The organism is Gemmata obscuriglobus (genome assembly GCF_008065095.1).
GTDB lineage: Bacteria > Planctomycetota > Planctomycetia > Gemmatales > Gemmataceae > Gemmata > Gemmata obscuriglobus.
In genome coordinates, this window is sequence record NZ_CP042911.1 from 8,811,688 (window position 1) to 8,824,564 (window position 12,877).

At 67.8% G+C, this 12,877-nt stretch carries 11 protein-coding genes and 2 pseudogenes; 4 read left to right on the plus strand and 9 right to left on the minus strand.

Features of this window, described 5'->3' with window-relative positions; all coding sequences use genetic code 11:
- Positions 1–116: 116 nt before the first annotated feature.
- The 5 genes from GobsT_RS36570 to GobsT_RS36590 all read right to left on the minus strand — a co-directional run bounded on the left by GobsT_RS36570 (position 117) and on the right by GobsT_RS36590 (position 5,162).
- Complete coding sequence (locus tag GobsT_RS36570; RefSeq protein ID WP_010033207.1) at positions 117–1,274, minus strand: transposase; 1,158 nt, start codon at positions 1,272–1,274, stop codon at positions 117–119.
- A 115-nt stretch (positions 1,275–1,389) separates the two neighbouring features.
- Entirely contained in the window at positions 1,390–2,628 is a 1,239-nt protein-coding gene (gene pepT, locus GobsT_RS36575; RefSeq protein WP_010041170.1) for a peptidase T, read from the minus strand.
- A 47-nt stretch (positions 2,629–2,675) separates the two neighbouring features.
- The gene (nth, locus tag GobsT_RS36580; protein WP_010041168.1) at positions 2,676–3,428 is read right to left on the minus strand and encodes an endonuclease III; all 753 of its coding nucleotides are present in this window, start codon (positions 3,426–3,428) and stop codon (positions 2,676–2,678) included.
- A 1-nt stretch (position 3,429) separates the two neighbouring features.
- On the minus strand, positions 3,430–4,263 hold the full coding sequence (locus GobsT_RS36585) for an enoyl-CoA hydratase/isomerase family protein (RefSeq protein ID WP_010041167.1): 834 nt from the start codon (positions 4,261–4,263) through the stop codon (positions 3,430–3,432).
- Between the two features lie 167 nt (positions 4,264–4,430).
- On the minus strand, positions 4,431–5,162 hold the full coding sequence (locus GobsT_RS36590; RefSeq protein ID WP_010041166.1) for an RNA polymerase sigma factor: 732 nt from the start codon (positions 5,160–5,162) through the stop codon (positions 4,431–4,433).
- A 247-nt stretch (positions 5,163–5,409) separates the two neighbouring features.
- Between GobsT_RS36590 and GobsT_RS36595 the strand changes: the two genes are divergently transcribed.
- Positions 5,410–5,676: a hypothetical protein gene (locus tag GobsT_RS36595; RefSeq protein WP_010041164.1), complete on the plus strand. Its 267-nt coding sequence runs from the start codon at positions 5,410–5,412 to the stop codon at positions 5,674–5,676.
- Between the two features lie 14 nt (positions 5,677–5,690).
- Here GobsT_RS36595 and GobsT_RS36600 read toward each other — a convergent pair whose 3' ends face one another.
- Positions 5,691–6,095 carry a hypothetical protein gene (locus GobsT_RS36600; RefSeq protein WP_010041162.1) on the minus strand — a complete coding sequence of 135 codons (405 nt, stop codon included), beginning with the start codon at positions 6,093–6,095 and terminating at the stop codon, positions 5,691–5,693.
- Positions 6,092–8,479 (minus strand): carbon starvation CstA family protein, encoded by a 2,388-nt coding sequence (locus GobsT_RS36605; protein ID WP_010041159.1) that lies wholly within the window; start codon positions 8,477–8,479, stop codon positions 6,092–6,094. Before GobsT_RS36605 ends, GobsT_RS36600 begins: the two co-directional genes overlap by 4 nt.
- 337 nt (positions 8,480–8,816) lie before the next feature.
- Between GobsT_RS36605 and GobsT_RS36610 the strand changes: the two genes are divergently transcribed.
- Both GobsT_RS36610 and GobsT_RS36615 read left to right on the plus strand, forming a co-directional pair.
- A complete protein-coding gene (locus tag GobsT_RS36610) occupies positions 8,817–9,563 on the plus strand; it encodes an IS1595 family transposase (protein ID WP_109571379.1) in 747 nt (248 codons plus the stop codon).
- A gap of 107 nt (positions 9,564–9,670) precedes the next feature.
- A pseudogene (locus GobsT_RS36615) lies at positions 9,671–9,835 on the plus strand (IS3 family transposase); the annotation flags it as partial.
- A 20-nt stretch (positions 9,836–9,855) separates the two neighbouring features.
- On the opposite strand, the pseudogene GobsT_RS36620 reads toward GobsT_RS36615, so the two are convergent.
- Positions 9,856–10,098: pseudogene (locus GobsT_RS36620) on the minus strand (ISAs1 family transposase); the annotation flags it as partial.
- A 566-nt stretch (positions 10,099–10,664) separates the two neighbouring features.
- On the opposite strand from GobsT_RS36620, the gene GobsT_RS36625 reads away from it, so the two are divergent.
- Complete coding sequence (locus GobsT_RS36625) at positions 10,665–10,988, plus strand: hypothetical protein (RefSeq protein WP_010041149.1); 324 nt, start codon at positions 10,665–10,667, stop codon at positions 10,986–10,988.
- Positions 10,989–11,864: 876 nt separating this feature from the next.
- Here GobsT_RS36625 and pyrF read toward each other — a convergent pair.
- Complete coding sequence (pyrF, locus tag GobsT_RS36630; protein WP_010041143.1) at positions 11,865–12,767, minus strand: orotidine-5'-phosphate decarboxylase; 903 nt, start codon at positions 12,765–12,767, stop codon at positions 11,865–11,867.
- Positions 12,768–12,877 lie beyond the last annotated feature (110 nt).

The following is a 12,877-nucleotide window of genomic DNA, read 5'->3' on the forward strand; positions in this document are numbered from 1 at the left end:
GGAAAGCGAAAGGCCAGTTCAGCAGGCTGAAGCGTTGCGGGAACGTTAACTACCCGGGACGCAGTAATGTGACGCTTACCCACACGCCGTTACTCTTCAACCGGATTTCAGTAGTTTCAAGTTGGCGGCTTGGTTTTGTTGGCCGATCGTGCAGTAGTAATGGACTTATTTTCGCCATCTGTAGGTGCCAGCCCATCGGCCAACAGTATCAGGCATACCGCCGCCAGTGTCCACCCGAGGCCGCGGGCTGAGCGGGACCACAACCAGGCGTTACGCAGGATCAGCCCGACGGCCACCCACAGGAGTCGCACGACCCCATCGGTGGTCGAGGTCCGGGGCCGAACCTGCCCCAACTGGCGGTAGCTGCTCTCGATCCCGAATCGGGTCCGGTACAGGTCCCGAATCGCCACCGGGCTCCCGCTCACCCGCCACGCCGCGTACAGTAACTTCTTGCTCCGCCGGCCCCCGGTCCGCCGGTACCGGTAGCTCTTGTGAGCGATCACCACGTGCACCCGCACCGAGGTGCCCCGATCCGCGTGGGTGTACGCATATCGACCCGCGCCCCGCCGCCGCACGGCCCGCAACCCGACCCCCTTCACCCCGGGCCGGGGCTTGCGGCCCCGGACCACGGCCGGGATCACGAACGGCACACCCCGCGCCTGGAGCAACCGCATCACCGCGATCGAGAAGAACGCCTTGTCCAGCAGCGCGACCCGGACCGTAACCCGTGCCGCCGTCACCTGATCCAACAGCCGGGTGAGCACCGCGGTCATCGGCTCCTTCTCGCCCACGGCCGTCAACCCGAGCGTGTACCGGTCCGGTCCCCCGACGAGGCACGCGGTGGCGTACGTGTGGAACGTGTGGGTGCCGCCGGCCCCCTTGGACCGGGTGGTGTCCCGGTTCGGCGTCCCGAAGTACCCGATCCGGTGGTAGTCGATCGCGACCCGAGCCGCCCGCTTCCGCTTGCCGAGCGGGGCGTGGAGGGCCGGCCGCAACCGCCGCTCGAGGGTGCGGCGCCGCTTGGGCAGCGTGAGGTACAAGCAATCCCAGATGGCCTGCCCGGACGGGGCGTCGGCGATCGCGGCACAGGCCGCGGCCACCGAGCGGGCGAACGCCGCGGCGAACAGCACCACCCGCCACACCACCTCGGGTGTACAGGTGCGGCGACGCTTGGGCAGTTGGACCGCACGGCCGAGCCAGTCGGTCAGGACCGGACGGAGGTGCCGGGTGGCGTGGGCCGGGGTGGCTCGGATAGACTGACGTTTGGGTCGCATGGGGGCTCCGACAGTGGAGGCGTGGTAACCACCATTGACCGGTAAACCCATGCGGCCCGCTACTCATAAATCGCCCAACTTGAAACTACTGGATTTGGTATCACTCGCACCCGGGTCACTTCTCGGCCCACACCTGGCACAGCTCCAGCACCACGCGGACGGCGGCCTCCATCTCCTCCAGGCACGTCCACTCGAGCGGCGAGTGGGGGTTGTGTTCGCCGGTCGAGAGGTTCGGCGTCGGCAGGCCCTTTTCGGTGAGCTGCGAGCCGTCCGTGCCGCCGCGGATGATCTTGTGCTTCGGCTCCATCCCGGCCCGCCGCACCGCCTCCGCGGCGCGCGTCACCGCCGCCGGCAGCCGCGCGATCCCGTCCTTCATGTTGCGGTACTGCTTGCGCGTCTCGACGGTCACCTTCGCGGCCGGGTGCTCGCGCTCGACCTGACGGGCGATCTCGCGCAGCAGGTCGGCCTGGACCGCGAGCTGCGCGGTGTCGAAGTCTCGCAGGATGAACCCGATTTTCACCTCGCCGGCCCCGCCCTCGATCGTGATCGGGTGCAGGAACCCCTGCCGGCCGTCGGTGGTTTCGGGGCTCATCGTCCGCTGCGGCAGGCGGTCGACGAACATCGCCGCCAGGCGCACCGCGTTCACCATCCGCCCCTTCGCGATCGACGGGTGGATGTTCACGCCCGTAATGGTGACGGTCGCGGCGTCCGCGGAGAACGTCTCGTCCTCGATCTCGCCGCTGCCCGCGCCGTCGAGCGTGTACGCCACCGCCGCGCCGATCTGCGCCGGCTCGAGGTGCTTGACGCCGAACCCGATCTCCTCGTCGCAGGTGAACACGATCCGCACCGGGCCGTGCGGGATCTGCGGGTTCTCCGTCAGCAGCCGCGCGGCTTCCATGATGACCGCCACCCCCGCCTTATCGTCGGCGCCGAGCAGGGTCGTGCCGTCGGTGGTGATGATGGTCTTGCCGATCAGGCCGTTCAGCTCCGGGTTCTCCGCGACCCGGATCACCTTCGAGGTGTCCTTCGGCAGAACGATGTCGCCGCCGCGGTAGTCGCGGATGACCTGCGGCTGCACGTCCTTCCCGCTGTTCTCGGGGTTCGTGTCCACGTGGGCGTTGAACGCGATCGTGGGGGCGCCGGCCACGTTGCCGGGGACGGTCGCGAACACGAGGCCGTGTTCGTCCTGCACCGCGTCTTTCAGCCCCAGGGCCAGGAGTTCGTCGCGGAGCATCGCGCCCAGCACGAGTTGCCCCGGCGAACTCGGGTACGACGTGGACCGCTCGTCCGCCTTGGTGTCGATGCGGACGTACCGCAGGAACCGGTCCAGAAGGGTGTGCGTGGCGAGGGCCATGAGAGTTCCACCGCGGCGGCCAAAGGGCACGAGAGGGCGACAGGGTCTTATTTACTCTCCGGCTCTCTCTGCGCCCTCTGTGCCCTCTGCGGTGAATCCGGTTTTGCTTTTTTCTTCCGGCGCCGGGAAGCAGCCAGCCCCTTCACCCCGACCTTGGGGCACAGGTCCGCGACCGCGCACTGCTCGCACCGCGGCTTGCGCGCCAGGCAGACCTTCCGCCCGTGCATGATGAGCCGGCCGCTGAAGTGCAGCCACTCGGCCTGCGGCACGATCTCCGCGAGCGCCAGTTCCACTTTTACGGGGCTCTGGTGGCGGGTGAGCCCGAGGCGCCGCGAGAGCCGCCCGACGTGCGTGTCCACCGTCACGCCGGGGGTCTCGAACGCGTGCCCGCGGATCACGTTCGCGGTCTTGCGGCCCACGCCGGGCAAGCTCACGAGGTCGTCGAGGTCGGTGGGCACTTGGCCGCCGAACCGGGCGACCATCTCCACGCACGCGGCGCGGATGTTCTTGGCCTTGTTCTTGTAGAACCCGGACGGCTTGACGAGTTGCTCCAACTCCCGGATGTCGCAGGTCGCCATGTCGGCGGCGGTCGGGAACCGCGCGAAGAGCGCCGGCGTGATAGTGTTCACCCGCTTGTCGGTACACTGGGCCGACAGCACGACCGCGACGAGGAGCTGAAACGGGTTGGCGTAGTTGAGGCCCTCGAACTCGGGGTATAGCGGGGCGAGGCGCTCGTTGATGGGGCCGACGCGGTCGCGCGCGGGCGCGAGTTTCGGTGCGGTCGGGTCGGGTTCGCCCATGTCACGCGGCCCTGCAGAGCGCGGGTTCGGGTTCGGCCGCCGGGGCGGGCGTGGGGGCCGCGGCGCGCGCCCGCATCTGCTCGGCTTCGAGCGGCGTGATGAACCCGCGGGCGAGCAACGTGTCCGCGTCCTGCGGGGCGCGCGCCCGGGCGCTCAGGCTCTCGGCTGCGACCTGCGCGAAGGCGCGGCGCTCGTGCGCGAACCCGGTTTCGTCCGGCACGCGGTCAGGGGCGTAGGGGCGACGTTCCCGCTCGTCGAGGAAGGTGCGCAGCTCGATCTTGGCCCGACGGGTACAAAACGCACGGTCCACGAGCCCCAGGTCGCGTGCTTCCCGACCGGACACCGTCCGGCCGGATTCGATGAACGCGCCGGCCCGCTTCCCGAGCCGCTTCCGCAGGCGGTTGCTCCCGCCGAAGCACGCGAACCGGCCCGGGAACCCGAGCAAGGTGTGCGGCGCGGACACGCACAGCCGGTGGTCACACGCGAGCGCCAGTTCGAAGCCTGCGCCCAGACACGGCCCGTCGATGAACGCGACCGTCGCGAACGGGAGCGCGCCGATTCGGGCGAGCACGCGCTGCCCGCGCCCCGCGAAGGTGGCCCGGTCGGTGACGCGCGCGACATCGGGGTGCAGCCCCGCGCAGAAGCCGAACGGCTTCGCGGAGCGCACCACGAGTGTGTGAACGAAGAGGCTGCGCTCGACCGCCCCGAGTGCGGAGTCGAGTTCCGCGAGCCGCGGCGCGTCGAGGGCGTTCACCGGGTCGCCGGGGAACGCCAGCCACAGCGTGGCGGTGCCGTACTCGCAGGTAACGCGAAGGTGTGCGGACTCGAACAGCATTCCAGAATGGTGGCGGCTCGGCCGCGAGAATTCAACCCGAACTCACCGGCTGCCCTTGGCGGGCAGCATCCTGGCAGAGTGGCCCAACTGAGCAACCCGCGCTCGCACGCGTCGGCCCCCCAGTGACGGCCAACTTGCCGCCCAAGGGTTTTGCGAATCACCTTGCGTTACTCGGGCACTTCGGTCTTGTCGCCCGGGAGCGGTTCCCGCTTGGTCTTGCTCGGTTTGCTTGGCTTGATGACCGCGCTCAGCGGCGGTTTGGGGGCTGCGGCCGGCCTCAAGCTGTTGGCCAGCACGGGGAGTTCGGTGCCGGACGCGGCGACCGACGCCCGGAGCTTTTTCCGCGCCCGCGACAGCACCGCGCCAATGGTGTTGACCGGTACGTCGGTCTCGGTGCTGATCTCCTCGTACGTCCGCCCTTCCAGGTAGTAGAGCCGGACGATTTCGCGCTCCGGCCCGGAGAGCCGGTTGAGCAGCTTCTCCACTTCTTCCAGGCTTTCCATTCCTTTCTGAGCAACGGGGGCGTCGTCCGGCTCCGGCTCCGGCAGGCGCGACTCGCCCCGGCGGATCGCATCTTTCACTTTCTGCCGGCGGACTAGCTCGTGAATGCAGGTGCGGCGGGTGATGACCGTGAGGTAGGTTGCGAGGCTGGACTGCTTGCGGAACTCGCGCAGCACCTTGAAGTTGTTTGCGACGATCTGGAGCAGCACTTCGGCCGCGATGTCCTCAACGTCTTCCGGCCCCACACGGGCGCTACGGAGGTGCGCGGTGTACCCGATGGTGTGGTAAATGAGACTGAGGAACCGGTCCACGAAGTCGTTCCACGACCCGGGGTCACGGTTCAGGCACCGCTTGAGCAGGTCGCGGTCCACCGCGGTGAACGGGGTGTCGTCTTCCACGGCCGATGTGCCTCAGGGAGCCTTCGAGCGGCGCATCCAACAGTATAAGCCTAGCCGGTGTGCGAACCTTACACAACCGGTCGGCGCGTGTCCTTCCGCGCCCCTATTCTACCCCGCGCCGGCGCGACCGGCATAACCGAATCGCGCGCCGCGGTCTCGGACCGCCTGGGGTCGCCTGTAGGCCGCCGGCCAGTTATTGTTTGGCAGCGTAACGTTCTGGCTGTTTTGGGGCACCGGCCACGATGCGATGGCCACCCTCGACGACAACCGCGATGGCGTCATCTCGGGTGCGGAACTCGACACCCTCGCGCTCTGGCACGACGCCAACGCCAACGGCGTGTGCGACGCCGGCGAGGTGAAGCCGCTGTCCGAGTACGGTATCGTGAAACTGTCGGTGAAGTTCGAGCGCGACGCCACGCACCCCGACCGCATTGCCTACTCGAAGGCCGGGGCGACGTTCAAGGACGGCAGCACGCGCCCGACGTTCGACCTCGTACTGCACTCGGCGAAGTGAGCACGGGCCGACCGCTAGCGCCGGCTCGCGGCGCGCCGCTCGCGCATTTCCTGGAACGTCATCCCGGCCCAGATCACCAGGAGCACGCCCCACTGCACGACCGGCACGAGTACGCGGTTCATACCCGGCGTCCGGCGGAACTGCGGGTCGGAATCGTACCGGTACAGGTCGAAGCCGAGCACGCCCAACCCGCCGACCGCGACCACAACGGCGACCCAAAACAGCACCCGCGAGCGGTCGGCGTGGGCGCGGCGGCGCCACGCCGCGAGCGCGAGGAACAGCGGCGGCCCGAGCAGAAATCCGAGCACGAGCGCGCTCGCCCCGGGCTGCGCCCAGTCGGTCATCAGGGCGACGAGCGCCAGTTCCCCGAGCGCCGCCGCGAGGGCGAGCGAGACGGCTTCGCGTGCGTGCCGGGTCATGCCGTACCATCCGCGTTCGGGCGCCGGGGCGGGCCGAGCCACACGCTCGCCCACCGCGCCGCCGACCAGAGCAGCAGCGCGAGAACGCAGGTGATGACGAAGACGGTGAGCCCGGCGTTCATGTAACCGGTGAAGATCGACTTCTCCCCTGCGGCGATCAGGTCCTCGGCCGCCTTGTGTGCGGCTCCGGTGGCGCCGGCCAGTTGCTGCTGCCCCTGTTCAACCTTCGCCCGCCCGCTGGAGATCATGCCCGCGAACTGCCCCGTCACGAGCTGCGTTCCGGCGGTGAACGTCGTGCTGCACACGAACAGCATCGGCAGCGCCGTGACCAGCGCGTACCGGCCGCGCCCGTTGTTCACGAGCCACGTGGTGACTAGCGCGAGGGCCAGCACCGCGAGGAGTTGGTTCGCGATGCCGAACATGGACCAGATGGTGGTGATGCTGCCGGTCCACACCAGCCCGACCCAGCCCAGCGTCACGGTCGCGCTGGCGAGCACCGCGCCCGGGAGCCAGTCCGGCCGCGCCACCGGCGCATAAACGCGCCCGACGCTCTCCTGCAACAGGAACCGGGCGATGCGCGTGCCCGCGTCGATGGTGGTGAGGATGAACAGCGCTTCGAACATGATCGCGAAGTGGTACCAGTACTTGAGCAGCGATTCGCCCTGCACCCCGAGCCACATGAACGCCTGCTCGAAGATGACCGACATGCCGACCGCCAGCGTGACCGCCCCGCCGGTGCGCCCGCGGAGCGACTCCCCGCCCACCTTCTCTTCCACCCGGCCCAAGTCGAGGTGCTGGGGCGAGCTGACGTTGGTCGCGTGCGCAGGGTCGGCCGCCTCCGGCGGCACCTTGACGCCGTAGCGATCGTACACCCTGTCGAGGTCGTCGTTCCATTTGGCCTCGTGGTCGATCGGAACGTTGATAGCGTAGTACAGCTCCGACGGCAGCGCCGCCGCCGCGATGAGTGCCGTCACGGCGACCAGCCCCTCCATCAGCATGGAGCCGTAGCCAATGGTGCGGATGTGAGACTCCTTCTCCACCATCTTCGGCGTGGTGCCGCTGGAGACGAGCGCGTGGAACCCGCTGATCGATCCGCACATGATGCAAATGAACACGAACGGGAAGATCTGGCCGGGAAAGGTCGGCCCGCCGTTGATGAACACCTCGTTCAGCGCCGGCGCCTGGAGGGCGGGGTTCGCAACGCACACACTCACAACGAGCAGCCCGATGGTGCCGATCTTCAGGAAGCTCGACAGGTAGTCGCGCGGCCCGAGCAGCAGCCACACCGGCAACACGGCCGCGACGAACCCGTAGGTGCCGAGCGCGGCGATGGTCTGCTCGCGCGTGAGCGAGAAATACGCCCCGAGCGCCGACCGCGACACCGGCTCGCCGATCACGACCGCCGCGAGCGTGAGCACGCCCCCGATGAGCGACGCCTCGACCACGCGCCCGGGCCGGATGCGGTACATCCACAGCCCGACCAGAAGCGCGATGGGGATGGTGCAAGCGATGGTAAACGTGCCCCACGACGAACCGGCCACCACCTGCGCACAGCCGGCGGGCGTGACAAAGGTGAGCGAGTCGGTGGGGTGCGTGTACGAAACGTGAAGGGAGCCGGTTTCGGTTATCGCCGTGGGGTCCGCCGACGCCTTCCCGGCACGCCAGTTCCCGGGTATCGGTCCGGGCACGCGCACGGCGAACGGTTCTGAGCGAGCGGTTTCGGCCCCCGCCGCTTCGTACCGAACGGAGCACCCGGGCGGGAAGTGCAGAACGGTCGCGCCCCCTTGCGGCTCGGCCCGGACGCGTTCGGCGACGGGCACCGTAATTTGCGTCCCCTTCGGCAACTTCACCTCCTCGCCGCCGAGCGCCTTCACCACGACCAGGCCGAGGCCGGCGAGAGCGATCACCACGATAAAGAGGATCGCGACCGACGCGATGACGGCCGCCGGATAGCCGAGTTCGTGCCGGGCGATCTCGGCGATGGATTTGCCGTCGCGGCGGACGCTGGCGGCCATCACGAGCATGTCCTGCACCGCGCCCGCGAGGCACACGCCGATGACGAGCCACACCAACCCGGGCGCGAACCCGTACTGAATGGCGAGCACCGGCCCGATCAGCGGCCCCGCGCCCGAGATGGCGGCGAAGTGGTGTCCGAACAGCACCCAGCGGTTGGTGGGGTGGTAGTTCTGGCCGTCGTTGAGGCGCACGGCGGGCGTTGGGCGGGTGTCGTCGAACGCGGCCACCTTCGCCGCGAGGAACGCCGAGTAATAGCGGTACGCGATGGCGAGGCAGCACAGCACGGCGATCATAACCGGCATCGCGTGCAGGATTAGCCGCTGGCTTACGGGGTCGCGCGAGTACAGCGTGAGAGCGAACAGATCCATGAGGCAGCGTCCGGAGGAGAGAGACGCGAACTAGGTTACCAGCATGCCGCGCCGCGGGCCAACGCCGATCAGAATTACACGCGAATCGGCCCGAGTTCCGCGAAGTCGTCGGGCAGGGCTATTGAAAGTTTGGCTCATGTCTTGCACGGGGTGTTGAGGTGTCGCGACGGGCGGTCCGCGATTAGGATGGGGTCATCGGGTTTTCGCGCCAGGGGCGATGCGATGGACTTCCCGCTCGGCGAGTTGATGGACGAGTCGGCGTGCTACGCGAAGCCGCGGGCGCGACTGCACCCGGACGGGTTGCGGTGCCCCCAGTGCGGCGCGCGGGAGCACATCGGTGTGCACCGGTATCGGCGCCGCGAGGCGGTCCCGGATCACCGGTGCGACGAGTGCGGGCGGGTGTTCAACGCATTCACCGGGACCGAGCGGCACGGCACTCGGCGCCAGTCGTCGACGGTGCTGTTGTTGCATCGTCCCGGGCACCCCGACCGCGCAACGGGCTCGGGAGCTCACGTGCCGCCGAACCTCGCTGCTGGCGTGGCGCCACCCGATTCAGGCGTGGGCCGAGCACGCGTGGCCCCAACCGGCGTTGGCCGACCCCGTCACGGAGGCCGATGAGATGTTCCAGAATGCGGGGGAAAAAGGGCGCCGCCACGCCGATCCGGCCGATCCGCCGCGGGCACGGGCGAATAAGAGGCGCGGGCACGGTACGTTCGACAACGATCGCCCGCCGGTGGTCGGTGCGGTCGGCCGGGACTCGGGACCCGTGCGCCGGCGGGTCGTTGGGTACACGGATCGGGCGACGCTCGAAGGGTTCGTGACCGGGGCCACGGTCGCGGGCGCGACGGTGAACACGGACGAGTGGAAGGGGTACGGTGGGTTGTCAAAGGTGGGCCGAACCCACGCCACCGTTTGCCACTCGCCGGCCAACCGCGAGTGGGCCCGGGACGACGACGGGGACGGGGTTCGTGAGGTGCACACCAACACCATGGAAGGAACGTGGACCGGGCTTCGCAACTTCCTCCGCCCGTTCCGCGGCGTAAGCAAGTGGTTCTTGTCGCAATATGTCGCCATGCTCAAATAGTTACACAGACCCAATTTCGTTAACGACGACTTCCTCCGCATCCTGCTCGGCACCCACCCCACCGCTGATCGGCCCAAACCAGCCGACATCCCAAGTAAGACATGAGCCGGCATGAGCTAGTTCACCACGAGGACGACGCCACGCGGGACCAGGCCCAGGCCAGCATCTTCGAGTACATCGAGGCGTTCTGCAACCGGGTCCGAAGGCGCTCGGCTCTGGGGCACGCTGCCCCAGACGAGTACGAGCGAACGCATTATCAATCTGGCCGCTAAAACCTGTCTACTTTTCGTGGGGAACTCCATCGTCGAGCGGACGCCTTTCGCGAGCGGATGTAGTACCGCACCTCATCGCTCGTCTTACCGGCGACCGTGCGACTACTGACGAGCACCACGACGGACCGCAACCGGGGGCATACATCCCAGTCCCGGATCAACTCCAGGTCGTCCATGACGAAACAGAACCGCATCTCCGCGCGCCCGTGGCTCGTTCCTTCATTGAGGTCGGTCGAGCGGCCCGCGTAGCTCGCCTCCAGGGCCAGGCCTTTCACGGTGGCCGCTATTGGCTGAAGTCTTTTATCTTAAATACCTTCCGCCATTATGGCAGATGGCTGACCATTGCCAGTTGTTGCCAAATCGTGAGTGACAGTGCATTGCCACTCACGATTCGCTTGAAAATTCTGGAGTGGCAAATTTCATAATATCCTCATCGACCGTGAATGGCCTAGCCTCCAGAGCCTACCGCTTTCACTATTGACGGTACAGCGTTATAGTCCCGGAGTACGTTCTCCGTTCTCCGAGAGTTCCGCATGGATGCGGCCACGATTTATCAGCGGTTCGTGGCGCGCGCCGGCGGCCGTTCTGATCCACGGGTTGATTCAGAGTTGTCTGTCGCCCGAGCTCCTCGACACCGTCGCCGCACCCCATTTACCCCCCTCGCCCCCCCCCGCCAGCTCGCCTTTTCGCACCTCGCCGAACTCCTACTGCCCGTCGTGTTCGAATCCAAAACGTCCGTCCGACACTCCTACCGGGATGCCACCCACCTCCACGCCATAGCTACACTCAAGTGCATCTACGAGCGATTCGGCAGTACCCAACGACCGCCGTGGCCGCCCTCATCGAGGCCGTCGCCGGGCGGGCCGCCCCGCTGCTCGACCCACACGCCCCCGGAACCACCCGGTTCCTGACCCTCGACGGGAACCACTTGGCCGCGACCCAGAACCGGCTCGCCGACCTGTCCGGGTTGCCCGCGGCCTTGCCCGGTCAAGCCCTGGTCCTGCGGGACCAAGCGACCGGCGTGTTCCTTCAGGTTCTGTTGCACGAGGACGGCCACGCCAACGAGCGGTCGCTGCCCCCCAGTTCCGGGGCTGGTGTGGGGCCGGTGATGTGGTCATCGCCGATAGCGGGTTTTGCACCGAGGCGTTCCTGATCGGCATGCGGCGGAGCGGGGCCGGGGTTGTGGTCCGCCACCACGGCGGGGTCGGGTTGACCCGGTTGGGGGAGCGCCAGGACTGCGGGCACACCGGGACCGGGCGCGTGTACCAGACGCGGGTGCGACACGCAGAGACCGCATGGGAGTTCCGGTTGGTGGAAGTGGAGTTGGACCGACCGACGCACGAGGGGCACGGCACCATCGGGGTCCTTACGGACGTGGCGGAGGACGCCCTGTCGGCGGTGCAAGTGGCAGCCACACCCGGCGGACCATCGAGAGCGCGTCCCAAGAGCTGGCGGAGGGCTTGCGCGGCGAGGTGGAGACGCTGGCGTACCCGAAGACGGCGCTGTTCGGCTTAGCAGTGTCGGTCTACAACCTGTTGCAAGTGGTGCGGCACGCGGCGCAACGGGCCGGGGCCGCGCCGAACGGGGCCGAAGTGTCGCCCGTATTGCTGGCCCAAGAGGTGGGTTCGTACGGGGTTGGTCTGGGGCCGCTCGAGAGGGGAACCCGGAGGTGCCCACCGCCGCGTGGGACACGGGCCGGTTACGGGTGTGGGTGGACGGATTAGCACTACTCCGTTACCTCGCCATAACTACTTATTTTACAACGATTTATGTAAAAAATATCGCCTTAAAATCTTGTAGGATCTGGACTTGAGGCAAATGGAATGCTCACCGCCCCACCGGGATGTTTGCTGTTCTCGTGAACGGACTCGCCAGAATCGCTGAGATTTGAGCCCATTGCGGGTGCACAAACCTGTAGGTGCAGATCACCACAAACCGCTCTACTGTAATTGGTTGTGGCGAAGTAACGGAGTAGTGTTATACGGTCGTGGCTCGTCAACAAAAGCGACACCCATTGCGAATTCACGTATCAGGCCCGCAACTCGGCTTGCGCCTTCTGAGCGGCGGCGACGATCTGCGCCTCCCAGTCGCGATCATCGGGCTGGAATGGGAACGTCACCCCGCGCGAACTGTTCACGATCGCGCCCAGCCCGTCGGGGCGGTACGCGGCCTTAACGTCCGCCGCGGTGCCGCCCTGCGCGCCATACCCCGGCACCAGTAGCCACACGTCGGGCATCGCCGCGCGCAACTCGACCAGTTCCCGTGGGTGGGTGGCGCCGACAACCGCCCCGACATCGCCCAGCCCGCTCTCACCGCGGGTGGGGGCGTTCCAGCGGGCCACTTCCTCCGCGACGTGGCGGTACACCGGCTTCCCGTTGCACACGAGGTCCTGGAACAGCCCCGCGCCCGGGTTGCTGGTGCGCACCAGCACGAACACCCCGCGGTCCCCCTTCTTCGCGGCGGTGAGGAACGGCTCCACCGCGTCGCGACCGAGGTACGGGTTGATCGTCAGCGCGTCGGCGTCCCACACCGGCAGCGTGCTGCCGTCGATGGCGCAGCCCGTGAACGCGGCGTCCGCGTAGGCGGTCGCGGTGGAGGCGATGTCCCCGCGCTTCGCGTCGAGGATGGTCACCAGGTTCATCCGCCGCGCCCGCGCGAGCAGGGTTTGGAGAGCGACCATACCGGGCGGCCCGAACAGCTCAAAGAACGCGGCCTGCGGCTTCACGATCCCGCAGTACGGCACGACCAGTTCGAGCACGCGCTGCCCGAACTCGGCGAACGCCCACGCCGCGCTCTGGTAGTCCGCCCCGAGCACGACGCGGTGGCGCTCGCGGATGGCCCGCGGTAGCGCCTCCCAGCGCGGGTCGATGCCCACGCACAGCGGCCCCTTAGCGCGAACCGCGGCGGCGAGACGGTCAGAGAACGAGGGCATAGTTCTGCTCCACTACGTGCCGGAAGCGTGAGCGCAGGCGCGTGTGCGTGTGACCGAAAGAAGACCGCTACTCCCGCCGCGCGGACGTGTGCTGTCGCGCACGCATCCGG